Origin of the sequence: Streptomyces sp. NPDC053541, assembly GCF_044544705.1 — a bacterium.
GTDB lineage: Bacteria > Actinomycetota > Actinomycetes > Streptomycetales > Streptomycetaceae > Streptomyces.
The window spans coordinates 336,183-357,026 of sequence record NZ_JBITXM010000011.1; the positions used below are offsets into that span (position 1 = coordinate 336,183).

Below are 20,844 nucleotides of genomic sequence, written 5' to 3' on the forward strand. Positions count from 1 at the left end.
CAGGGAGGGCCGCCTCGCGCCCGTGCGCCTCAGGCGGGCCAGGTGCCCGTGAGGCGGCGCATCGCGGAAGCCCCGCCACGGGCGACGGCAGCCTTGACGAGGGCGAAGACCGCTCCTTGGAGGGCGGCGGCGAGCAGCACCTCGCCCCAGCGGCGCTCCTCATCCGTGGCCTTCGGTGCCTCGTCCTCGTGCTTCAGCAGCTGCCACGTCTTCTTGAACGCGGCTCCGGCGAGCAGGCCGCTCGTGACGCCCAGGGCCAGTGAGGCGGGCTTGTAGGCGGCTGCGGATGCCTTCATCGCGGATCCTTCCCCCTCGGGTCGGGGGCGTCGCGGTCACGGACCGCGCGGTCGTGCGTCGGTACGGGAGGCTGGCGGACACCGCCCGTGGGCCGGCGTCTGCGGGCGACTCGCCTGCTGCCCCACCAGAACGCGCCGATCAGCACCAGCACCACGACGAGCCCCACGAGGATCATCAGCAGTGACGGTGTACCGGAAGCGGCGAGCGGCAGGGCCGCGAGGTTGACGGGAGACATCTCGAGGCGTCCTTTCGCTGCGAGAACGGGCGGTCGCGCGCCGGGTACCCCGGGTCGCGCACCTGCATGCCTGCTCTCCACCGACCCGATCCGTCTCTCGAGCTTCACCCAGCGTCGCGCTACGGTGCGTGAACAGCCGGTCACGATCGGGTGATGCTGGGCCCACGCACTTCATGCCGGCCGGTTCGGTCCAGCCTCGCCGTCAGTGGGGGAGGTGTGCGCAGGACGAGGCGACGAGGGCCCGGTGATGACGAGGGCCCGGTGATATCGGGTGTAGGTCTCGAAGACCTCGGCGACCTTGAAGCCGAGCCGGGTCAGCACGGCGCCGCTTCTGTCATTTCCGTGGGTGACGCCTGCGAACACGTCGGTGGCGCCCAACACGGTGGCTCCGTACTCGATCAGCGTGCGGCAGGCCGCCGTGGCGTACCCCTGCCCCGTTGCCTCGTGGTCGAGCCAGTATCCGAGGCCGAACTTGGGCGGGTTGACAGCCACCAGGTCGACGCGGCCGATGAGGGCGCTGTGCAGGAAGACGCCGCAGCGGAGGGACGGGTGCGGATCGTCGAGCAGCTCGGCATGTGCTGTCTCGTGGTCCGACGCGGCCAGCGCCTGGTAGTCGCCGTGCCGGGTGAGGTGCTCGCGGTTTCGGTCGATGAGCGCGTAATACGCATCGGTGTGCGCGGCGGTGAGCGTCCTCACGGTCAACCCGGCGATGCGTGTGGTGAGTTCAGGCAAGACGTGCTTGTCGCGGTGAAGATCGGCCATGCCGACTGACCCTACGACGAGGGCTGGTTTGCCTGTCGTTCCGATACGCCTGCGTCTGCCCCGCTAGCCGAGGAGTGCCGTCGTGCACTGCTCGGTGAGGTCCTCCGCGTGGGGTGGGAGGGTGCTGCCCGCGCGGAGGTGGCGACGGACCACGGTCAGGGGGAGGTCGATGAGGGCCAGGGCCATGCGGTCCCGGTCCTGTTCGTTCCGGGCGCCGAGGGCCTCGGCGAGGGTGGCGAGGGCCTCGAAGATCCGGCCGTTGCCGGCGTCCGCGCGTCGGCGGTGCTCCTCGGACCAGTCGGCGCGGCCGAAGTCCGCGGCGCCGTAGAGGAGGAGGACCGCCTCGGCCGGGTTCTCGCGGCACCAGGCGACCACATGGCGTGAGGCCGCGCGGGCCGCCCGGTGCGGATCGGGCTCGCCGGTCAGGACCGCGAAGTAGCCCTCCTGGAAACGCTCCACCGTACGCAGCCACAGCTCTGCGAGGAGCGCCGTGCGCCCGGCGAAGCGGTGGTACACCGAGCCGCTGGGCGCGCCGACGGCCTGAGCGACGGCCGACATGGTGACGGCCTGAGGTCCGCCGGAGGCGGCGAGGCGGACGGCGGCGTCGAGGAGCTGGGCCGTGTCGAAGCGGGGTGGTCTCACCATGAATCAGAGAGTACTCTCCAATTAATTGGAGAGGGGTCTCCAATACTCTTGAGGGGAGAGACACGTGGGCGTCTACAACGTGCACCAGCGCCTGTTGCCCGTGGCCGAGAGCGAGGTCGGAGCGCTCATCGACAGCTTGGCGAGCGGGGACGGGGACCGGCTCTGGCCCGGGGCGGCCTGGGCGCCGATGGAGTTCGACCGCCCTCTGGGGGCCGGCGCGGTGGGCGGGCACGGCCCGGTGCGCTACACCGTGGCCGGGTACGCGCCCGGGCGCTGGGTCCGGTTCGCGTTCACCGGACCCCGTGGCTTCCACGGCTTCCACGAACTGGCCACGCTCCCCGCCGGCCAGGACCGCACGGTGCTGCACCACACCCTCGCCATGACACCCACGGGCGTGGCCCGTCTGACCTGGCCCCTGGCCTGGCGCCCGCTGCACGACGCCTGCCTGGAGGACGCCCTCGACCGCGCCGAGCTCGCCTGCACCGGAACCGTACGGCGGCCGGCCCGCTGGTCACCGTACGTCCGGATGCTGCGCGCGCTCGCACGCGTCGCCGGGTCGCGCCGCGACCGCCAGCGGTAGGGGGGCGAACCCGATCCGGCCCCGGCCCGGGCGCCGGTTCCGGTCCCGGCCCCGGCCCTGGTCCCCGCCCGCACGCCGGACAGCGGGAAGCGGGATCAGTCCCGGCGCCAGACCAGCGTGTAGCGCCAGAACAGTCGGCGGCGCAGCCGTGCGCCGGGCAGTTCGCGCCGGGCCTCGCGGGTGATCTCGGCGAAGGTCATGGTCGCCGGCCGCGTCGGGGCGGTCATCGAGGCCGGTGGCGGCGCTTTGCGGCCCCTGTTCTTGATCCAGGCCATGGCGACGTTCGACGGAATGGCGACGGCGTCGATGAGGTGATCGGTCCCCGACCGCGGGCGGTACAGACCGGCGACGACCAGGGTTCCGCCAGATGCCAGGCGCTGCCGGAAGCGGGCGAGGGCCGGTCCGAAGGGCATGTGGTGGACGGCGGCGACGCAGGTGATGACGTCGTGGGGCCCTGAGGCATGTCCCTCAGGGCGTCTCCGACGGCGAAGGTCACCGGGGCGGCCGGGCCGGTGAGCTCTCGCGCGCGTGCGACGACGGTGGCGTCGGCGTCGATTCCGTGCACCGTTCCTGCCCTGGTCGCCAGAAGTCTGACGAGGTCACCGCTGCCCGATCCGACGTCCAGGGCGCTGTTGAACCGTCCCGGGAGCTGCCGCAGGATCCACCGGTGGTAGTGCGCGTTGTGATCCCAGGGGCGGGAGGCATGGAACCGTTCGAGTGCTCGGAACAGGCGGGGCAGCGGTGACTTCATGGCACGAGTCCATCAGACCGGCCCTCCGGAGCGCCGACATCGGGCGAGGTCGGTCCCGCGGCGGGTCCCGGTCTCCCGGCGGGACGGCGGTGTGCACCACGGGGGAGCGCCCCACGAACAGGCGTGGTTCCCGCCACCGTCGCCCGACCGCCCGAACAGCGCCTGACGCGGCGGGACTTCTTGTGGTCCGATTCCGCATCTCCCCTCCGGCGCGGACACACTCACGATATGTTCACCTCGCCTTTACGAGATGATCACATCGAGGGGACCTCATGACGCAGCAGCCCGGATGGGACCAGCAGCCCCAACAGCCGTACGGCTACCCTCAGCAGCCCGGCCCCTACGGCCCGCCGCCTCCGCCGCAGAAGAAGGGCATCGGTGTCGGCGGCGGCATCGCGATCGGCTGCGGTGGCCTTCTCGCCCTGGTCGTCCTCGTCGGCGTGATCGGCGCATTGGCCGACGGCGGCGGAGACGGCGACACGAAGTCCGACGCCAAGCCGAGCAGTGTCGTCTCCGAGCCCGCCGCCAAGCCGACCGCGAATCCGGCCGCCAAGCCTAGGACCGAGGCGCCGCCGGCCGACGAGGTGCCCAAAGAGCAGAGCCAGGCCGACCAGTTCAAGGCGTTCGTGGCGAAGAACGGCACCGACGCCGAGAAGGCCGCCGTGAAGCACGTGACCAAGGTCCAGGGGGCGGAGAAGCAGAACGACATCCTGGACACCGCCGACGTCTACACCGACTTCAAGGGCGGCTTCATGAGCCCGGACGCCAACAAGGCCAAACTCATCGCGTCCGCGTTCGCCGACTGGAAGCACTCGAAGAACGGCCTGGTGACGATCTACGGCTCCGACGGCGATCTCATCTCCAACGGCCAGTTCTGACCGCGCCGGAGGGGTCCGGCCTCGCCGAGGACTCCGCACGGCGACGCTCCGTGCGACACCGCCGGCCGCGGAACCCGAGGCCGGGGCTGGCACCGCTCGGCCCGCCCGTCCGTCATCGGTGACGGATCGCCTCGGTGAGGCGTTCGGCCGCGTCGATGGCGACCTGCGCGAGGCGGGCGCCGGGGTTGCGGGTGAGGCGCTGGATCGGGCCGGTGACCGTGAGGGCGGCGACGACGCGGTGGGCCGGGTCGCGTACGGGCGCGGAGACGGAGGCCATGCCCGGTTCGCGCTCGCCGATCGACTGGGCCCAGCCCCTTCGCCGTACGCCGCTGAGGGCGGTGGCCGTGAAACGGGCTCCCTGCAAACCGTGGTGGTAGCGCTCGGGATCCTCCCAGGCCAGGAGGACCTGGGCGGCGGAGCCGGCCTTCATGGGGAGCGTGGAGCCGACGGGGACGATGTCCCGCAGGCCCGAGGTCCGTTCGGCGGCTGCGACGCAGATGCGCACCTCGCCCTGCCGGCGGTAGAGCTGAGCGCTCTCGCCGGTGGTGTCGCGCAGCGAGGTGAGGACCGGGCCCGCAGCCGTCAGCAGGAGGTCCTCGCCGGCCGCGGCGGAGAGCTCGGCGAGTCGGGGGCCGAGCACGAACCGGCCGTGCAGGTCCCTGCCGACCAGGCGGTGGCGTTCGAGGGCGGTGGCCAGCCGGTGGGCCGTGGGTCGGGCCAGACCGGTGGCGGAGACCAGCCCCGCCAGCGTGGCGGGGCCGGCCGCCAGCGCGCCCAGGATCACCGCGGCCTTGTCGAGGACACCGACTCCGCTGGAAATATCCGGAATGTTCATGAAAAGGGGTACTCCTGTCTCGGTCTGCGCGCGCCAGGGCGCGCAGGAACCTCGGCAGCCGGGAGAGGGCAGGGACGATCAGCGGGGAAGGGCCGAAACGAGCGGCTGATACGTCGCGGAGCACATGAGACGGGTACGCGGAAGGCCCGCAGTCGACAAGGCCTGGGGAAGGGGCAGCACAGAGAGCACCGTGTCTCCTCATCTTTTCCCGCGCCACGTTGGCGCGGGCCGGAGTTGGCACTGATCCCGGCGGCGCGGCGCGAACTGGGAGCGCCGAGTCGACCGGGGAGTTGCCGGGGCTTCGTAGGGCCGGTCCCTCCACCCCTCTGGATGATTCGCGAGGAACCATACAAGACTCCGGACGCTTGCTGCCAATGGCCCCCGAGTCGCCTGTACGACGTGCCACGTGTACAGCAGGTCATGCGTACGACGTGCCACGTGTACGACGGGCCACGCGTACGGCCGCGGACGTGACGCCGTCGCGAAGGGGCCGGGGATGGGCCGGCAACGACCGGGGAGGGACCGGGAAGGACGGGAGGGGCGGGAGGGACCGGCCGGAGCCCCGTCACCAGGGCAGTGGCGCGCCCTTCCGGAAGAAACCGCCGGTGGGTCCGGAGTCGGGCAGGGTCGCCGCCCAGACCACGCTCGCGGCGCCCTGATCGACGGGGTCGCCGCCCGGCCCGCCCATGTCGGTGGCGATCCATCCCGGGCAGACGGCGTTGACCAGGATCCGCTCGGCGCGCAGCTCGTCGGCGAGTTTGCGGGTCAGGGCGTTGAGGGCGGCCTTCGAGACGCCGTACGCGGGGGTGCCGCCGCCCATGTGCTCCAGGGACCCGGACTCGCTGGAGACGTTCACGATGCGGGGGTGGCGCGATCGGCGCAGCAGCGGCAGGAAGGTCTGCGCGGTCTGCCAGGCGCCGAAGAGGTTGGTCTCCAGGGTGCGGCGGACGTCGTCGAGGTCGGCGGAGACGGCGCGCTGGGCGGTGTCGTAGTTGATGGCCGCGTTGTTGACGAGGACGTCGAGGCGCCCGAACTCCCCTTCCACGCGGCGGGCGAGGGCGCGTACGTCGTCGGCGTCGGTCACGTCCAGCCGGCAGGGGAGCAGGGTGCCGGGCAGTCCGGGAGCCAGGTCGGCGACGGCCCGTTCGGCGTCCTGCGGACGGCGGGCGGACAGCAGGACGGTGTGACCGAGGGCGGCGAGCTGGCGCGCGGTCTCGCGGCCGATGCCCCTGTTGCCACCCGTGACCAGCGAGACCGTCGTTGCGGTGTTCATGCTCTTTCTCCCCCTCTGCGGACGGCCGGGGCCGGGCGTTCGGCCACCAAGGCACTCCGGTGGTCCAGAACTCCGGTGGTCCAGCACTCCGGTGGTCCGGCACTCCCGTGCTCCGGTACTCCGGCAGCACGATAGGCCCTCGCCCGGCGGAGACGGAGCGCGGACGGGCCGCGAACGACCGTGCACCGACGCGGCCGAACCCGGCCCCACACACACATCCGCAATCCGTCTACGCCCCGGCCACCAGCATCCCGCCCATCGTCAGCATGGTCGCCGCGACCAGCCCGTCCAGCACCCGCCACGCCTTCGGACGGGACAGGAAGCCGCTCAGCAGCCGGGCGCCGAAGCCCAGCGCGAAGAACCAGCTCAGGCTGGCCAGGGCCGCGCCCACGCCGAAGGCCCAGCGAAGGTCGCCGCGGTCCGACGCGAGCGAGCCGAGGAGCAGCACCGTGTCCAGGTACACGTGCGGGTTCAGCCAGGTCATCGCCAGACACGTCAGCACCGCCCGGCGGGCCGAACCGGCCGCAGGACCGCCCGCCGTCAGGGCGGCGGCCGGATCGGGCCGCAGGACGCGGCGGGCGGCGAGGAGCCCGTACACCAGCAGGAACACCCCGCCCACCACGCCCACGGCGGTCAGCGCCGCCGGCCACGCCGTGACCACGGCTCCCACCCCCGCCACACCGAGTGCGATCAGCACCGCGTCCGACAGGGCGCAGATCGCGACGACCGCGAGGACCGCGTGACGGCGGGCGCCTTGGCGCAGGACGAACGCGTTCTGGGCGCCGATGGCGACGATGAGGGAGAGCCCCGCTCCGAATCCGGCGACGAGGGCGGCAAGGGTGTTGCTGTTCATGACCTTGACCGTAAGGACCGCGGCTCGATGGCGACAGCTAAACTTTCTTACGTATCCTTAGCCGTACTTATGAACGAGCTTCCCCTGGATCTGGTACGGACCCTGCTGGCCGTCGTCGACGAGGGCACCTTCGACGCCGCCGCGGCCGCCCTGCACGTGACGCCCTCCGCGATCAGCCAGCGCGTCAAGGCGCTGGAACAGCGCACCGGCCGGGTGCTGTTGATGCGCAGCAAACCGGTGCGCCCGACCGAGTCGGGCGAGGTGGTGGTGCGCTTCGCCCGCCAGATGGCGCGCCTGGAACGGGACGCCCGCGCCGAGCTGGGCCTGGAGGCGGAGCTGGGCCCGGCCCGGATCCCGATCGCGGTCAACGCCGACTCCCTGGCCACCTGGTTCCTGCCCGCCCTCACCCGGGTTCCGCAGCAGCCGCCGGTCTGCTTCGAGCTCCACCGGGAGGACGAGGCCCACACCACCGCCCTGCTGCGCGAGGGGCAGGTGATGGCGGCCGTCACCTCGTCTCCCGACCCGGTGGCCGGCTGCACCGTACGGCCGCTGGGCCTGGCCCGCTACCGGGCCGTGGCCGCGCCCGAGTTCGCCGCCACCCACCTCGCGGGGAAGCTGCACGAGGACCTGCCCGAGGCCCCGACGGTGACCTTCGACCGGCGCGACGGCCTCCAGGACGCCTTCGTCCGGTCCCTCACGAAGGGCCGCTCCGGCGCGGGGCGCATCCGCCACCTGGTGCCCACGTCCGACGGGTTCCGCGACGCCGTCGCCTTCGGCCTCGGCTGGGGCATGGTGCCCGAACCGCAGGCGGAACCGCTGCTCCTCGCCGGCCGGCTGATGGAACTCGCTCCGAACCGGCCCATGGACGTCCCCCTGTACTGGCAGCAGTGGAAACTTGACTCGCCCGCCCTGTCCACCGTCGCCGACGTGGTGGCGACGGCCGCCGCAGAGGCCCTCCTGCCCGACCGGGGGAGCGGCGCGCGTGAGCTCCCGTCGTAGCCCGCTGAGCGGCTGGTGGCCGTACCTGGAGGAGCGGACCCGCCACGCGGTCGACGCCGACGTCCTCCGTGCCCGTCGCATGTCTGCGGTCAGGACGGTCTGGGAGGCCCTGCGTCCGCTGGACGTCGGCCTGTACGAGGCCGAGCGGGTGGTCCACGCGCGGTACGAGGCCCTCGGCGGGCGGGTGCGGCGCGCCCCGGACCCGCTCGACGTCCCCTCCCTCGCGGCCCGCGCCGCGGCCTTTGCGGGACGAGTGGTCGCGGTCGAGGCGCTGTGGGACGGCGACACGGTGCACGACTGGTTCGTGGTCCTGGTCGCGGTCCTGGACGATCCGGAAGGGGAGGGCCACCTGGCGACCGTCCACGAAGGCCCGCAGGGCGCTCCGCCCGGCCGTGCGGCCGCCGACGCTGGCCGATCACCTCGGTGTGCCGTTCCACTTCGCTTCCCCGGACACGCCGGACGACGACGCTCCCCGCTGGCGCGCGACCCACTGACCGAGCGGACCGCATTCCCTCCCCTCCGAGTCCTCTCGGCGTGTGACCTGCGTCACATCGTGTCACGGTGATCGGCCCGCTGGTGTCTTGAGGCCGAACCCCCTGGGAGACGGAGGAGACGACATGACCGGACACGACATGACCGGACACGACATGACCGGACACGACATGACCGGACACGACATGACCGGACACCTGATGACGGGACGGGCGATGACCGGAGACGCGATGACCCACGACAAGCGGGACTCGCGGCACCACATCCTCGTCCTCGGCGCCGGCTACGCCGGTGCCTACGTGGCCGGAACCCTCGCCCGGCGGCTGGACCCGGCCGACGTCGCGATCACCGTGGTGAACGCGGAACCGGACTTCGTCCAGCGCCTGCGGCTGCACCAGCTCGCGGCCGGCCAGCACATCGATGCCCCGCCGCTGACCGAGGTCTTCGCCGGCACCGGGATCCGGCTGCGCGTGGCCCGGGCCACCGCCCTCGAACCCGAGCGCCGGACCGTCACCGTGGACGACGCCGAGGGCGGCGCGGAACTCGCCTACGACACCCTGATCCACGCCCTCGGCAGCCACGGCGCCGACCAGGGCGTCCCCGGCGTCGCCGCGTACGCCTTCGACATCGCCGCCCGCCCCTCCGCCCTGCGCCTGCGCGAGCGCCTCGACACCCTCGACGCACAAGGCGCCGGCGGAACCGTACTCGTCGTCGGCGACGGCCTGACCGGCATCGAGACCGCCACCGAGATCGCCGAGTCCCGCCCCGGCCTCTCGGTGACCCTGATCGCCCGCGGCGAGCTGGGCGACCGCCTGTCCAGCGGCGCCCGCGCCCACCTGCGCGCGGCCTGCGACCGGCTGGGCGTCACCGTCCTCGAACACACCGTCGTCGAAGCCGTCGAGGCGACCCGGGTCCGCTGCGCCGACGGCACGCTCCTGGACTCCGACGCCACCGTGTGGACGGCGGGCTTCGAGGTCGGCCCGCTCGCCGCGACCGCCGGCCTCGACGTCACCGAGGAAGGCCGGATCCTCGTCGACCGCGCCATGCGCTCGGTCTCCCACCCGGACGTCTACGCCGTCGGCGACAGCGCCCACGCCCTCGGCGACAACGGCCTCCCGCTGCCGATGTCCTGTGCCTCGGCCGGCTACACCGGTCGGCAGGCCACGGACGCGATCGTCGCCCGTCTGACCGGTGGCAAGATCACGCACAGCAAGCTGGAGTACCTGGGCAACCACATCAGCCTCGGGCGGCGCGACGGGATCCTGCAGATGGTCGACGGCGAAGCACGGGCGAAGCCGAAGTACATCGGTGGCCTGAAGGCCGCGAGGATCAAGTCGGCCATCGTGCGCATGTCGTTGTGGGGCACCGCGCACCCGACCTTCGGCCTGCCCAAGCGCAAGCACCGCGTGACCGCCAACCCCGACCCCACGTCCACGACCACGACCACGGCCACGGCCAGGCCCGGGGCCTCGGCCGCCGAGGACACGCCCCGCCGGCTGGAAACGCTGTAGCCGCCCGGGGGCGAACACACCGCCGGCGGGAAGCGGACAGCAGACAGCGGCAGCGGACAGGCAGTCGAACAGGGAGAGGCCGAGAGATGACAGACCACACCACCGATGCGGCGACCGAGGCGTTCGTCGCGCACCGCAACCTGCTCTTCACCGTGGCGTACGAGATGCTCGGCTCGGCCGCCGACGCCGAGGACGTCCTCCAGGAGACCTGGCTGCGCTGGATCAAGGTCGACCCGGAACGCGTCGGCGACGAGCGGGCCTACCTGGTGCGGATCACGACCCGTCAGGCGCTCAACCGGCTGCGCACCGTCAAGCGCCGCCGCGAGGCGTACGTCGGCCCGTGGCTGCCCGAACCGCTGGTCACCGCACCGGACGTGGCCGAGGACGTCGAACTCGCCGAGAGCATGTCGATGGCGATGATGCTGGTCCTGGAGAGCCTCACCCCCACCGAGCGGGCCGTGTTCGTGCTGCGCGAGGTCTTTGACGTCGAGTACGACGAGATCGCCGAGGCCGTCGACAAGACCCCCGAGGCCGTCCGGCAGATCGCCCACCGCGCCCGCCGGCACGTCGGCGCCCGCCGCCCCCGCCGGACCGCCTCCGCGAGCGAGACCCGGGCGGCCCTGGAGTCCTTCCGGCGCGCCGTCGAGACCGGTAACCCGCAGGACCTCCTCGACGTCCTCGCCCCGGACGTCGTCCTGCTCAGCGACGGCGGCGGCGTCAAGCGCGCCGCGCTGCACCCGGTCGTCGGCGCCGAGAAGCTCGTCCGCTTCTGGCTCGGCGGCTCGGCCAAGGTCGAGGCCACGATCACCTGGGAACCCACCCTCGTCAACGGCAGCCCCGCACTCGCCGTGTACGTGGGCGGCGAACTCGACGGCGTCATGGCCGTCCGCGTGGAGGACGCCCGCATCAGCGGCGTCTACTTCGTGCGCAACCCCGAGAAGCTCACCCACCTCACCTCCGACACCCCGCTCACGCTGCGCTGACGACGGTCGCGGCCACCGCCGCCCGGCGCCGCCCGGCCACGGCCACGGGAACGGGCCGGGCGGCGCCGTTCCGTCCCCCTGCCCGCCGAGCAGCGAAGGGCCTGGTCGTCACCGACCAGGCCCTTCGCCCGTTTCACATGGTCAGAAATGTGCGTGCGCGGCCTCGGTGGCGGGCAACCGGAGCGGCCCCCTCACCACCGCCGGCATCAGCTGAAGGAAAGCGCCTGGTCGTCCAGCTCGTACGGCGAGACCCACCAGCCATTGCGGCAGATGCGCCCCTCGGGGTCGTGGTCGCCCTCGGCGTACTCGCCACTGCCGGTCTTCTCCCCGTTGGGGCCGTTGAAATAGCTGGTGTAGTAGTAGCGGCACCCGGCCGCCGCCTTCGCGGCGGGCGCGGCCTGCGCCACGGGAACGACGGCGAGCGCCGCCGCGGCCGTACAGGCGGCGACGGCGACGAGACGCGTCAACGTCTTCATGGGGATCTCCTCACATCATGGGGCGGTCCTTCGCCCGCCCCCGCGCCGCCAGGCTCCCCTCATCCACCCGGCCACGCGGCTCCCCACTCGCGCGGTGTCACCCAGCCCGGTCGGCTGAACCGATTCGCCATTCCGCCATACAGTGCAACGGCCAGGGCGGGCGCGCCCCTGCTCCCCGGCGGACCGGCGATCGGCGTCCAGCACACCGCGGCGGGCTCCCCCCCCGGGCCTGGGGAGTCCTCGGCCTAGACTCCGATGTCATGACGGCTGACCCTCCCGTATCGCCCATCCCGGTCGCGCCGGCCGGTCTGACCCGCAGGGCCAAGGGCTTCGTCGAGTCGGAAGGCATCCGTGTCGCGCGGCAGGACCTCGGGCGTCACCGCGACGTCTGGGCCGCTCACGGGATCCCGGCCGCGGAGATCGATCGCGCGGTGGCCTTCGAGGACCGCTGGGGCGGCCTCGCGCTGCCGCCGGCCCCGCTCTACGAGAGCGGCCCGCGCGTCCTGGGCGCGGACGTTCCCGAGGGTTCGGCCGCCGAGGGCTGGTGGATCCCGGCCGGGGACTGTCGCGTGTCGATGGCCTACGGTTTCGTGATCGGCCCTGGCGGCGAGTTCGGGATCCACGGCTACCGCTGGGCGCCCCTGCATGCCGACACCGAAGGCTGGGTGGAGTCCCTGGCGCTGGCCGCCCACGCGAGACGGTGGGCGAGAACCGTCACGCGCCTCACCGGCGAGGCCGTCGACTCCCTGGACCTCGAAGGGTACGAGCCGGTGCCCGAAGTACGCGGCCTGACCGACACCTGGTGGCGGGGCGCTGATTCCCTCATCGCCGTGTACCGGGGCGAGGCCGTGGCCATGGACGCCCCGGGATGCCAGGAAGCCCATGTCTACGGCGGACTCGACGAGTGGGGCCTGCACGGCGGCTGACCGCCGCCTCCGCGAGGGGCGTGGAAAGACGGGCGCGGAAGACGGGTGTAGGAAGGGGAGATGACCATGATCGAGCGCCTGTGGGAAGAGCTTGAGCTTCCCCTCGTGGACGCACTCCACTTCGCTGACGGACGCTCCTACGCTGTCGCCCTCGACCGCGCGACCCCGAGCGGCTTCTCCGTGCTCTCCCGGATCGATCTCGACGAGATGCGGGAAGAAGATCCTTCCTCGGTGTCCTCGGTGTCCTCGGTCGACGGGCGGGCCGTCGTGGACCTGGGGGAGAAGGGCCTCCTGTGGGGCGGAGAGGGGTCGTTCGGTTCGGAGGGGTTCCTCGCACGCCTGACTGCCGGCCGCAAGCTGATCTGGGCGATGTTCTTCACCGAATCCAATCCCTTCGAGCGAATTCAGCTGTCGGGAAGCGTCGCCACGTTCCGATCGACCTCCGGGGTGGCGATCACCGTCGACATCGACGATCCACGCACCCCGTCCCACCCGTGACGGTCACGAAGACCGGCCGGGACGGCCAACGAGGCGAACGCCACGGGCGACGGTCACCCTTCGGAAGCGGTAAGTCCCTGTTCCCTGCTACTTGTTGGCGAGTCGGGCCTTCTTGACCCTGTTGCCGCAGGTGTTCATCGAGCACCAGCGGCGGCTCGCGCCGCGACTGGTGTCGAGGAAAAGGCCTGCGCAGCGGCAGCGGACCAAGCGGTCCCCCTGCCGTTCGGCGAGCTGCTCAGGGAAGTCTTCGACCAGGCGATCGCCGACGGCCGCGCAACGGACGACTGGGCAGCCATCGCCGAACAGCAGCCACGCTGACGTCGAGCAGCTCACGCGACGGGTGCGCTCGTCCCCCTCGCCCTTCGGGTGACAGGCGGCCCCTGCGTCTTCGCACCCCGCGACCGACGTCCCGGCTGACCGAGGGCCCGAGCTGGGCGTTAGCCTCGGCGCATGCCTTCTCTGCGCCCTTCGAACGTGATCACGCGCCATCGCGACGGGCTGATCTACGCGTACGTCCCGGCCTCCGGTGCGCTCGGCACGCTGGAGTCCGCCGCGGTGTTCCACCCGCGCCGGAACGACGAGGCCTTGGAGTCGGCGGTCCGGCCCGACCTGGAGCGCGTCGTGTACACGACGCTGAACAGCGTCGTGTGCGTCACCCGTGCCGGTGAGCTCGTGTGGGCGTCGGAGTTCGAGCCGCACTCGGACCGTCCCCATGGCCACCAGCCTGGCTGTGTGCTGTCCCTCGACGGCCGCCGGGTGTGGGTGTACCGGCCGGACGCGATGGCGGGACGTGGGGGCGGAGACCAGTGGGTGGTGCACGACGCCGACAATGGTGCCGTCCTGGCCCGCAGGGAGCTCGAGACGGTCGGGCACGGCGCCATCCACTACGTACACCCCGTGGACGGCAGCCTCTACCTCAACGTCGGTGAGGGACAGGACGGCTCCGCCGTCTTCCGAGCCGCGCTCGGGGCCGCCGGCGAGCCGGAGTTCACGACGTATCCCTGGTCGGACCGGTGCCTGATCGACCTGGCGCCGGACGGTCGGCAGTTCATGACCGTCGACCACGGGCAGGAGGACGTCGCGTTCCACCGCCACCCCAGCGGCGAGGCGCTCTTCACCCTGCCCGTCGAAGCCTTCGGACACGACGACGCCGTTGACACGTGGGTGGAGTGGGCCGGCGGCTACCTGACTTCGGACCTGGCCATCGTCACCCTGGGCGGCATGGACGAGGACGACGAGGAGTACTTCCGCCACCACCTGGTCGACGTGCACACGGGGACTCTCAGAGGCGAGTTCACCGCCGAGACGCCCCACCCGTATGAGCTGGTGCCCCTGGGCGACGGCTCCTGGCTCAGCGGCGCTGCCGACGAACACCCTGTCCGCCATGTGCGACGGAGCAGCACGTGACCAAGCCGTCTGCCCGCGGAGCGTCGCACTCGGCCGCCGACCGTTCCACGCGACGGGGGCGGCAGCCAATCCAACCCAGCCCCGCGCTGTACCCGGATCTTGCTGCGGCAGGGAGTCTCTCTGCGGCGCTCGCCCAGTGTGCCGCCGAGAACGCCTTGGACGTCGGCGAGGTTCGGTCCTCTTCCGGCAGTTCGTCACTCATCCACGCGGTAGTCACCAGCCGCAACCCGCGTCTTGACAGATTCAGCGTCCACCTCGGAGCCGCGGAGCGGGTGTTCCTCGTCTCCGCGTGGGGGCAAGGTGTGCATCTCACGAACGGCTCCACCAACGACCTCACCGAGCTCGCGGCGGCCGCCGCGGCCTGGCGGGCAGGCGCCACGCTCGCCCAACTTCAGGCGGCAGCACCCTTCCTGACGGCCAGCCCCCTCGCTCTGGCCCACGAACGCGGCGCCGAATACGCCGTTGCAGAGAAATGGGGCTGCTACCTGACGGCGGATACACACTGGGACCAGGAAATGCTCCGTGCGGCGCACGCCGAGCCCAGACTGAGAGCGCTCTTCCCCTACACCAGCCACGCCGCCCTGATGTTCAGCAGATGCACGGGGTCCCCGTTCTCCCGGGACGTCTCGACGATCCATCCACTCGGTGACCACCGCTATGCGGTCCACCACCGCGGCGAGCCATTCTCGACCGAGCGCGTCTTCACGGCCCAGGAAGCCGCCGCCGAGGTCGTCGCCCGCATGCCGGCGACCTGGGGACCGGCCGTCGCAGGGACCCGGCACGACCTGCGTGACCGCGAGAGCCAGTGAGTTCCTTCCGACCTCGGGCCGAGCTGGTAGCCGTACCAGGCAAACGGTGTCCGCACCCGCTCCCCGAGTGCGGGAGAACCGCGGAGGGGCCGGAGTCCCGTCAGGACCACTGCTGATCGGGGACTGCGGCCGTCATGCGACGTCGCGGGCGACGGACCCCCGGCCTTCCAGGTTCCAGGTGATGATCCGTCGGGGGTGCACGCGGATGATGTCCCTACTGAAGCGGTGGGGTGCCACCGGCGGTACGTCGACGGTCAGCACCTCGGCACGGCCCCGGATCTCGACTCCGCGGCCCCACCCGCCCGCGACCGGGTCATCGGCCGGGGCCAGGTCGTCCACCACCACGGAGACACCGGGGCGAGCCTGCGCGTTGCGGTGCTTCCGGCTGCGGGCCATGGCCGGCCCGCCGATGTCGATGGTGCCGTCGTCGTTGAGGCGAAAGCCCACCGGGCGGACTTGCGGACAGCCGTCGGGACCGACGGTGGCCAAGCGGGCCGGCATCTGGGACCTGAGGTACTCGCGCTCCCCGTCGGTGAAGATCATGCGACCGACCCTGGAAACTCAAGCGTGGTTGAGGTCAAGCCGGACGGGGTGGGGACAGCCCCACCCATGATCCACCGGCCGCCGTCATGGTCCCTGACCTGCCCCTATCCGTACGTTGAACAGGACGAACCCGAACGTACGGAGGAACCCATGGCACGGGAAGCCGCCCCCTCGACGGCGACGGCAGCGGCCGTCGAACTCGCCGGAGTACGGCGCCGGTACGGCAAGGGAGACCGCGCCGTGGACGCCCTGCGCGGCATCGACCTGAGCCTGCCGCGCGGCAGCTTCACCGCGGTCATGGGACCGTCCGGATCCGGCAAGTCGACCTTCCTGCAGTGCGCCGCCGGACTCGACCGCCCCACCTCCGGCTCGGTCCGGCTCGGCGGCACCGAGATCACCGGCCTCGGCGAGGACAAGCTCACCCAGCTGCGCCGCAGCCGCCTCGGCTTCGTCTTCCAGGCCTTCAACCTCCTGCCCTCGCTCACCGTCGAGCAGAACGTGCTCCTCCCGCTGCGCCTCGCCGGCCTCCGCCCCGACCGGAACCGCGCCGCCGAGGTCCTCGGGCAGGTCGGCCTCGCCGACAAGGGCGCCCGACGGCCCTCCGAGCTCTCCGGCGGCCAGCAGCAGCGGGTCGCCATCGCCCGCGCCCTCGTCACCCGGCCGGACGTGATCTTCGGCGACGAGCCCACCGGCGCCCTCGACACCACCACCGCCGCGGAGATCCTCACCCTGCTCCGCGACGCCGTCGACCGGCTCGGCGCGACCGTCGTCATGGTCACCCACGACCCGGTCGCCGCCGCCTACGCCGACCACGTCCTCTTCCTCGCGGACGGCGCCCTCGCCGACCGCCTTCCCCGGTCCACCCCGGCCCGGATCGCCGCCCTGATGACGGAACTCACCGCCACGGCGACGGCCTCGGCCACGTCCTCCGCCCGGCTCGGGGCGGTCGCCTGATGCCACTCCGACCCAACGGCCTCGCCCGGGCCGCCGTCCGCTTCAAGCCCTCCTCCTTCGTCGGCACCTTCGTCGCCCTGCTGCTCGCCGCCGCCGTCGTCTCCGCCTGCGGGCTGCTGCTCCAGACCGGCCTCACCGCCTCCGTACCGCCCGGCCGTTACGCCGGTGCGCCCGTCGTCGCCGCGGCCGACCAGCAGGTGCACGCCACCATCGGCAGCGGCCCGGAACGCGAGACCTTCTCCGCCGCCCTGCCCGACCGCGCCCGCCTCGACGCCTCGCTCGTCCACTCCGCCGCCCGCGCCTCGGGCGCCGCCCGTGCCGTCGGCGACGTCAGCTACCCCGTACGCGACGCCGCCGGCACCCCGCTCACCGCCTCCGGCTGGGGCTCCACCGCCTTCACCGGCACCCGCCTCGCCTCCGGAACCGCCCCCGGCCCCGGCGAGGTCGTCCTCGGCGGCGGCCACGCGCGCGTGGGCGAGCGCGTCACCCTCGACACCCCGCTCGGCCGGCGGAGCTTCACCGTCTCCGGAACCACCCCCACGCCCGGCGCCTGGTTCACCGACGCCCAGGCCCTCGCCCTCTCCGGCCACCCCCGCACCGTCGACGCCATCGCCGTCCTGCCCGCTCCCGGCACGGACCCCGCCACGCTCGCCGCCGAGGTCGACCGCGCCCTGGGCGGCAAGGCCGAGGTGCGCACCGGCGACGACCGCAGCCTCGCCGAGGGCGCCGCGCTCCCCGCCGCCCAGGAGATGCTGGTCGCACTCGGCGGCTCCTTCGGCGGCATCGCCACCCTGGTCGCCGTCTTCACCGCGGCCGGCACCGTCGCGCTCTCCGTGAGCCAGCGCTCCCGCGAGTTCGCCCTGCTGCGGGCCATCGGCGCCACCCCGCGCCAACTGCGCCGCTCCATCGCGACCGAGTCCCTGCTGCTCGCCCCGCTCGCCGGCGCCCTCGGCTGCCTGCCCGGATTCGCCCTCGCGAGCTGGTGGTTCGGACAGCTTCGCGACAAGGGCGCGATTCCGCAGGGCGTACGGCTCGACACCGCACCCCTGCCGTACGCCGCCGCCGTCCTCGTCGTCGTCCTGACGGCCCTGGGCGCCGGGTTCGCCGCCGCCCGCCGCCCCTCCCGCGTCGCGCCCGGCCTCGCCCTCGCCGAGGCGCAGACCGAACGGCGCGCGATCGGCCGGGGCCGCACCGTCCTCGGCGTGATCGCCGCCGCGGGCGGCACCGCGCTCGCCGGGGTCGCCGCCGCCGGCTCCGGTGAGGACGCCGCCAACGCCGCCCTCGGCGTCGTCATGCTCTTCATGCTGGCCGTGGCGCTCCTCGGCCCGCTGGTCGCCCGGCTCAGCGCCACCGTCCTCGGCCTGCCGCTCCACGCCGCCGGTGCCCCCGGGCACCTCGCCGCCGCCAACTCCCGCGCCAACGCCCGCCGGCTCGCCTCCGCGCTCACGCCCCTCGTGCTCGCGACGTCCTTCGCCTCCACCCTCGTCCTGCTGCACGCCAGCACCGACCGCGCCGCCGAGCACCAGCAGCGCGCAGGCGTCCTCGCCGACCACGTCGTGACGGCACCGTCCGGGCTGCCCGTCGACGCCGCCTCCCGCGCCGCCCGCCTCCCCGGCGTGACCGCCGCCGTGGCCCTCCAGCACACCGGCGTCCTGCTCCCCGACCGCGACACGGGCTTCCGGAGCGCCACCGCGCTGGCCGTCTCCGCCGACCCCCGCCCCGTACTCGACCTCGACGTGCGCACCGGGTCCCTCAGCGACCTGCGCCCCGGCACGGTCGCCGTCGACGCCCACCTCGCCGATGCCGTGGGCGTCCGCTCCGGACAGCGCCTCCAGCTGCGGCTGCCCGACGGCCGCACCGCCTCGCCCCAGGTCGTCGCCACCTACGGGCGCGGCCTCGGTCTCGCGGAGGTCACCCTGCCCGCCGCCGACCTGGCCGGGCACCGCACCGTCCCCTACGCCGACGAACTGCTCGTCCGCGGCGGCACGCCGGACCGCCTCGCGGCTCTCGGCACGGTCACCGACGCCGCGGGCCGGGCCGCCGCGCAGAGCCGTGACCGCGAGGTCAACGCCTGGGCCAACACCACCATGGCCGCCGTCCTGGGCGGATTCGCGGCCGTCGCCGCCGCCAACACGCTGGTGATGACCGTCCTCGCCCGCCGCCGCGAACTCCGCACCCTCCGGCTCGTCGGCACCACCCGCCGCCAGGTCCTGCGGATGATCCGCTGGGAAGGCCTGGTGGTCGGCGTCGCCGGCACCGTCCTGGGCGGGGCGATCGCCCTGGCGACCCTCGTGCCCATGACACACGGCCTCACGGGCGAGGGCCCCTACCTGCCGCCGCTCCTCGTCGGCTCCTTCGCGGCCGCCGCCCTGCTCCTCACCCTCGCCTCGACCTCCCTCCCGGCCCGGGCGGTCCTGCGATGAGCAGGTGTGCCGAGCATGTCGAGCACGCCGGTCGCCGACCGCGGAGGGCAGAACCGGACACATCGACGCCGGACGGGTGACACGCGTGCGAAGCCCTTGGCGGAGAAGTACGGCCTTCCTGACCGCACCCCCTCTGCCAGCGGCTTCACCCGCCCGAACGCCCCACCGGCGAGCGCGACGGCCCGGTGGGGAAGCCCTCCCCGGGCCCCGGGGAAGCCCTCCCTGGCCTTGGGGAAGCGGCCGGGTCCGGCAACGTCCTGAGGAGTTCCGCTTGGTGTGCTTTCCCCAGGACCGCTGACCATCCGTCGCGTTCCACCGGGCACGGACGCACCGACAGCAGCCCCACCTCAGGGCCCTCGGCGACGGATCGCCCGGAAATCGCGTCCCTGTCCTGGCATATACATGCCAGTCTGCACCTCCGGTGCCCGTGTCTTCGGCCGCGGACGCGGTCGGGGGGCCGACCTTGGGGGAGACGCATGTTCCGAGCTACCAGATCGATGATCGGACTGGCCGGCCTCGTCCTGGCGCTGGCGGGTCTGTCGGCGCCACAAGCCGCTGCCGATCCGCTGCGCGGTACGGAGCCCAGGACCGCCGCCGTTCAGCACGACGAAGCGGTGTACGTCGTGCAGGAACGCGCCGACGGCACCGTCTACACCGCCATCTACGAGCCCGCCGCGGGCGTCACGCCCGACGAGCTGAGGGCGTCCCTGCGGCGCCAGGGCATCCGCGGCGTGCAGGACGCGGACGCGACCGCCACGGCCGACCTCGGGACGCTCGGCTGCTCCCCGACCGTCGGAACCGCGTCCGCGCTGTGCGGCGCCAAGTGGACGTACGGCGCCTACAACGACCCGCAGGTGTACTTCCTCGACCACACCAGCGACAGCTGGCCGGTGAGCGACGCGCAGGTCGACTGGTACCAGGCGCCCGGCATCGACGCCTACTACCGCTGGTACACGGGCGGTTGCCCCAGCGGCCGGCACTGCGTCCACACCTACAACGGCAACTACGGAACCGACTGGTACGGCCAGACCTCGTACACCACCTCCGGCGGCTACTTCGTGGACGGTTCCGTCGTCGTGAGGCTCAACGACCAGGTGACGCCGAACACCTACTCGGCGCGGCGTAGCGTCGCGTGCCACGAGATGGGCCACGCACTGGGGCTGGACCACAACGGGTCGACCAACAGCTGCATGTCGGTTCCCGAATTCCCGCAGCACCCGTCGTCCGACGACTTCTCGGTGCTGAACCTGCTCTACCCGAAGGCCGGCACCTGACGGAGCCGCCGTGGTGCCCCCGGCCCGGCACCGGGCCGGGGGCACCGGCGCGGATCTCTTCACGCGTCGGGATCGAGGTGAGGGCGTCCTGTCGGGCCGTTCGCGGAGCGCGGGTGCTGGTCGAGAGTGCGTCTCCGCTGGGATACGAGACTCGCCGGTCCTTCGCCGGGGGTGCGTCGGGTGTGTCGCCCCTGCGGGAGCACCGGGGAATCGAGCCAGTAGGCGCCGGTCAGGCTGGCCAGGGATACGGAGTCACGGTGTCGTTCCATGATCGACACAACGAGCGCGGGGAGCATCCGATACAGCCGCGCGCCATGGCGAACGGTGGCGATTGCGACCGCCGGCGCGACATGAACTGCGTGTGACAGCGCGGTAGTTGGCGAGGCAACGCGGGGAGTCACCCGTGTGCCGTCCCGCTGGGCCGGTCCGCCGCGGGGCGC

At 72.8% G+C, this 20,844-nt stretch carries 23 protein-coding genes, 1 pseudogene and 1 riboswitch; of the genes and pseudogenes, 13 read left to right on the plus strand and 11 right to left on the minus strand.

What is annotated here, in order from left to right; translation table 11 throughout:
- Positions 1–29: 29 nt before the first annotated feature.
- The 4 genes from ACIGW2_RS28210 to ACIGW2_RS28225 all read right to left on the minus strand — a co-directional run bounded on the left by ACIGW2_RS28210 (position 30) and on the right by ACIGW2_RS28225 (position 1,939).
- A complete protein-coding gene (locus ACIGW2_RS28210; protein ID WP_356066850.1) occupies positions 30–296 on the minus strand; it encodes a DUF4235 domain-containing protein in 267 nt (88 codons plus the stop codon).
- Entirely contained in the window at positions 293–532 is a 240-nt protein-coding gene (locus tag ACIGW2_RS28215) for a DUF6479 family protein (RefSeq protein ID WP_399846797.1), read from the minus strand. The genes ACIGW2_RS28210 and ACIGW2_RS28215 overlap by 4 nt, the downstream gene beginning before the upstream one ends.
- Before the next feature lie 171 nt (positions 533–703).
- Complete coding sequence (locus ACIGW2_RS28220; RefSeq protein WP_399846799.1) at positions 704–1,294, minus strand: GNAT family N-acetyltransferase; 591 nt, start codon at positions 1,292–1,294, stop codon at positions 704–706.
- 63 nt (positions 1,295–1,357) lie between these two features.
- Positions 1,358–1,939 carry a TetR/AcrR family transcriptional regulator gene (locus ACIGW2_RS28225; protein ID WP_399846801.1) on the minus strand — a complete coding sequence of 194 codons (582 nt, stop codon included), beginning with the start codon at positions 1,937–1,939 and terminating at the stop codon, positions 1,358–1,360.
- 64 nt (positions 1,940–2,003) lie between these two features.
- On the opposite strand from ACIGW2_RS28225, the gene ACIGW2_RS28230 reads away from it, so the two are divergent.
- Positions 2,004–2,519: an SRPBCC family protein gene (locus ACIGW2_RS28230; protein WP_391656703.1), complete on the plus strand. Its 516-nt coding sequence runs from the start codon at positions 2,004–2,006 to the stop codon at positions 2,517–2,519.
- A 95-nt stretch (positions 2,520–2,614) separates the two neighbouring features.
- Here ACIGW2_RS28230 and ACIGW2_RS28235 read toward each other — a convergent pair.
- Positions 2,615–3,270: pseudogene (locus tag ACIGW2_RS28235) on the minus strand (class I SAM-dependent methyltransferase).
- A 272-nt stretch (positions 3,271–3,542) separates the two neighbouring features.
- Here ACIGW2_RS28235 and ACIGW2_RS28240 point away from each other — a divergent pair.
- Positions 3,543–4,148, plus strand: a complete 606-nt coding sequence (locus tag ACIGW2_RS28240) for a hypothetical protein (protein ID WP_391656701.1) — start codon at positions 3,543–3,545, stop codon at positions 4,146–4,148.
- Positions 4,149–4,260: 112 nt separating this feature from the next.
- On the opposite strand, the gene ACIGW2_RS28245 is transcribed toward ACIGW2_RS28240, so the two are convergent.
- The 3 genes from ACIGW2_RS28245 to ACIGW2_RS28255 all read right to left on the minus strand — a co-directional run bounded on the left by ACIGW2_RS28245 (position 4,261) and on the right by ACIGW2_RS28255 (position 7,109).
- Entirely contained in the window at positions 4,261–4,983 is a 723-nt protein-coding gene (locus ACIGW2_RS28245) for an IclR family transcriptional regulator (protein ID WP_356066862.1), read from the minus strand.
- Between the two features lie 195 nt (positions 4,984–5,178).
- Positions 5,179–5,320: riboswitch (SAM riboswitch) on the minus strand.
- Between the two features lie 228 nt (positions 5,321–5,548).
- Positions 5,549–6,256: an SDR family oxidoreductase gene (locus tag ACIGW2_RS28250; RefSeq protein ID WP_391656700.1), complete on the minus strand. Its 708-nt coding sequence runs from the start codon at positions 6,254–6,256 to the stop codon at positions 5,549–5,551.
- 229 nt (positions 6,257–6,485) lie between these two features.
- Positions 6,486–7,109, minus strand: coding sequence for a LysE/ArgO family amino acid transporter (locus ACIGW2_RS28255; RefSeq protein WP_356066866.1), 624 nt, complete (start codon positions 7,107–7,109; stop codon positions 6,486–6,488).
- Between the two features lie 69 nt (positions 7,110–7,178).
- Here ACIGW2_RS28255 and ACIGW2_RS28260 point away from each other — a divergent pair, with 69 nt between their 5' ends.
- The 4 genes from ACIGW2_RS28260 (at position 7,179) to ACIGW2_RS28275 (ending at position 11,094) form a co-directional block, all read left to right on the plus strand.
- Positions 7,179–8,108, plus strand: coding sequence for a LysR family transcriptional regulator ArgP (locus ACIGW2_RS28260; RefSeq protein ID WP_399846803.1), 930 nt, complete (start codon positions 7,179–7,181; stop codon positions 8,106–8,108).
- Positions 8,092–8,673, plus strand: coding sequence for a hypothetical protein (locus ACIGW2_RS28265; protein WP_399846804.1), 582 nt, complete (start codon positions 8,092–8,094; stop codon positions 8,671–8,673). Before ACIGW2_RS28260 ends, ACIGW2_RS28265 begins: the two co-directional genes overlap by 17 nt.
- A 157-nt stretch (positions 8,674–8,830) precedes the next feature.
- Positions 8,831–10,111, plus strand: a complete 1,281-nt coding sequence (locus ACIGW2_RS28270; RefSeq protein ID WP_399846861.1) for an NAD(P)/FAD-dependent oxidoreductase — start codon at positions 8,831–8,833, stop codon at positions 10,109–10,111.
- 86 nt (positions 10,112–10,197) lie between these two features.
- Positions 10,198–11,094 (plus strand): RNA polymerase sigma-70 factor, encoded by an 897-nt coding sequence (locus ACIGW2_RS28275; protein WP_399846805.1) that lies wholly within the window; start codon positions 10,198–10,200, stop codon positions 11,092–11,094.
- A gap of 206 nt (positions 11,095–11,300) precedes the next feature.
- Here ACIGW2_RS28275 and ACIGW2_RS28280 read toward each other — a convergent pair whose 3' ends face one another.
- On the minus strand, positions 11,301–11,570 hold the full coding sequence (locus ACIGW2_RS28280) for a hypothetical protein (protein WP_356066870.1): 270 nt from the start codon (positions 11,568–11,570) through the stop codon (positions 11,301–11,303).
- A gap of 260 nt (positions 11,571–11,830) precedes the next feature.
- Here ACIGW2_RS28280 and ACIGW2_RS28285 point away from each other — a divergent pair, with 260 nt between their 5' ends.
- Entirely contained in the window at positions 11,831–12,496 is a 666-nt protein-coding gene (locus ACIGW2_RS28285; RefSeq protein WP_356066872.1) for a hypothetical protein, read from the plus strand.
- Positions 12,497–12,556: 60 nt separating this feature from the next.
- Entirely contained in the window at positions 12,557–12,994 is a 438-nt protein-coding gene (locus ACIGW2_RS28290) for a hypothetical protein (RefSeq protein WP_399846808.1), read from the plus strand.
- An 87-nt stretch (positions 12,995–13,081) separates the two neighbouring features.
- Here ACIGW2_RS28290 and ACIGW2_RS28295 read toward each other — a convergent pair whose 3' ends face one another.
- On the minus strand, positions 13,082–13,483 hold the full coding sequence (locus ACIGW2_RS28295; RefSeq protein WP_399846809.1) for a CGNR zinc finger domain-containing protein: 402 nt from the start codon (positions 13,481–13,483) through the stop codon (positions 13,082–13,084).
- Between ACIGW2_RS28295 and ACIGW2_RS28300 the strand changes: the two genes are divergently transcribed.
- The gene (locus ACIGW2_RS28300; protein ID WP_399846810.1) at positions 13,445–14,401 is read left to right on the plus strand and encodes a hypothetical protein; all 957 of its coding nucleotides are present in this window, start codon (positions 13,445–13,447) and stop codon (positions 14,399–14,401) included. The genes ACIGW2_RS28295 and ACIGW2_RS28300 overlap by 39 nt on opposite strands.
- Positions 14,398–15,210 (plus strand): DUF6193 family natural product biosynthesis protein, encoded by an 813-nt coding sequence (locus ACIGW2_RS28305; RefSeq protein WP_399846811.1) that lies wholly within the window; start codon positions 14,398–14,400, stop codon positions 15,208–15,210. The genes ACIGW2_RS28300 and ACIGW2_RS28305 overlap by 4 nt, the downstream gene beginning before the upstream one ends.
- Before the next feature lie 132 nt (positions 15,211–15,342).
- On the opposite strand, the gene ACIGW2_RS28310 is transcribed toward ACIGW2_RS28305, so the two are convergent.
- A complete protein-coding gene (locus ACIGW2_RS28310) occupies positions 15,343–15,753 on the minus strand; it encodes a PPOX class F420-dependent oxidoreductase (RefSeq protein ID WP_391656692.1) in 411 nt (136 codons plus the stop codon).
- A gap of 150 nt (positions 15,754–15,903) precedes the next feature.
- Here ACIGW2_RS28310 and ACIGW2_RS28315 point away from each other — a divergent pair, with 150 nt between their 5' ends.
- The 3 genes from ACIGW2_RS28315 (at position 15,904) to ACIGW2_RS28325 (ending at position 20,404) form a co-directional block, all read left to right on the plus strand.
- Complete coding sequence (locus ACIGW2_RS28315) at positions 15,904–16,707, plus strand: ABC transporter ATP-binding protein (RefSeq protein ID WP_391656691.1); 804 nt, start codon at positions 15,904–15,906, stop codon at positions 16,705–16,707.
- Positions 16,707–19,130, plus strand: coding sequence for an FtsX-like permease family protein (locus ACIGW2_RS28320; RefSeq protein WP_399846812.1), 2,424 nt, complete (start codon positions 16,707–16,709; stop codon positions 19,128–19,130). The genes ACIGW2_RS28315 and ACIGW2_RS28320 overlap by 1 nt, the downstream gene beginning before the upstream one ends.
- Before the next feature lie 476 nt (positions 19,131–19,606).
- Positions 19,607–20,404, plus strand: coding sequence for a matrixin family metalloprotease (locus ACIGW2_RS28325; protein WP_356066886.1), 798 nt, complete (start codon positions 19,607–19,609; stop codon positions 20,402–20,404).
- The last annotated feature ends 440 nt before the right edge of the window (positions 20,405–20,844 follow it).

Coding starts and splice junctions, on each gene's coding strand:
- ACIGW2_RS28290 (WP_399846808.1), top strand. CDS start 12,557: ATGACCATGATCGAGCGCCTGTGGGAAGAGCTTGAGCTTCCCCTCGTG.
- ACIGW2_RS28255 (WP_356066866.1), bottom strand. CDS start 7,109: ATGAACAGCAACACCCTTGCCGCCCTCGTCGCCGGATTCGGAGCGGGG.
- ACIGW2_RS28320 (WP_399846812.1), top strand. CDS start 16,707: ATGCCACTCCGACCCAACGGCCTCGCCCGGGCCGCCGTCCGCTTCAAG.
- ACIGW2_RS28270 (WP_399846861.1), top strand. CDS start 8,831: ATGACCCACGACAAGCGGGACTCGCGGCACCACATCCTCGTCCTCGGC.
- ACIGW2_RS28300 (WP_399846810.1), top strand. CDS start 13,445: ATGCCTTCTCTGCGCCCTTCGAACGTGATCACGCGCCATCGCGACGGG.
- ACIGW2_RS28275 (WP_399846805.1), top strand. CDS start 10,198: ATGACAGACCACACCACCGATGCGGCGACCGAGGCGTTCGTCGCGCAC.
- ACIGW2_RS28220 (WP_399846799.1), bottom strand. CDS start 1,294: ATGGCCGATCTTCACCGCGACAAGCACGTCTTGCCTGAACTCACCACA.
- ACIGW2_RS28310 (WP_391656692.1), bottom strand. CDS start 15,753: ATGATCTTCACCGACGGGGAGCGCGAGTACCTCAGGTCCCAGATGCCG.
- ACIGW2_RS28225 (WP_399846801.1), bottom strand. CDS start 1,939: ATGGTGAGACCACCCCGCTTCGACACGGCCCAGCTCCTCGACGCCGCC.
- ACIGW2_RS28315 (WP_391656691.1), top strand. CDS start 15,904: ATGGCACGGGAAGCCGCCCCCTCGACGGCGACGGCAGCGGCCGTCGAA.
- ACIGW2_RS28210 (WP_356066850.1), bottom strand. CDS start 296: ATGAAGGCATCCGCAGCCGCCTACAAGCCCGCCTCACTGGCCCTGGGC.
- ACIGW2_RS28240 (WP_391656701.1), top strand. CDS start 3,543: ATGACGCAGCAGCCCGGATGGGACCAGCAGCCCCAACAGCCGTACGGC.
- ACIGW2_RS28260 (WP_399846803.1), top strand. CDS start 7,179: ATGAACGAGCTTCCCCTGGATCTGGTACGGACCCTGCTGGCCGTCGTC.
- ACIGW2_RS28215 (WP_399846797.1), bottom strand. CDS start 532: ATGTCTCCCGTCAACCTCGCGGCCCTGCCGCTCGCCGCTTCCGGTACA.
- ACIGW2_RS28245 (WP_356066862.1), bottom strand. CDS start 4,983: ATGAACATTCCGGATATTTCCAGCGGAGTCGGTGTCCTCGACAAGGCC.
- ACIGW2_RS28285 (WP_356066872.1), top strand. CDS start 11,831: ATGACGGCTGACCCTCCCGTATCGCCCATCCCGGTCGCGCCGGCCGGT.
- ACIGW2_RS28325 (WP_356066886.1), top strand. CDS start 19,607: ATGTTCCGAGCTACCAGATCGATGATCGGACTGGCCGGCCTCGTCCTG.
- ACIGW2_RS28280 (WP_356066870.1), bottom strand. CDS start 11,570: ATGAAGACGTTGACGCGTCTCGTCGCCGTCGCCGCCTGTACGGCCGCG.
- ACIGW2_RS28295 (WP_399846809.1), bottom strand. CDS start 13,483: ATGGCGCGTGATCACGTTCGAAGGGCGCAGAGAAGGCATGCGCCGAGG.
- ACIGW2_RS28250 (WP_391656700.1), bottom strand. CDS start 6,256: ATGAACACCGCAACGACGGTCTCGCTGGTCACGGGTGGCAACAGGGGC.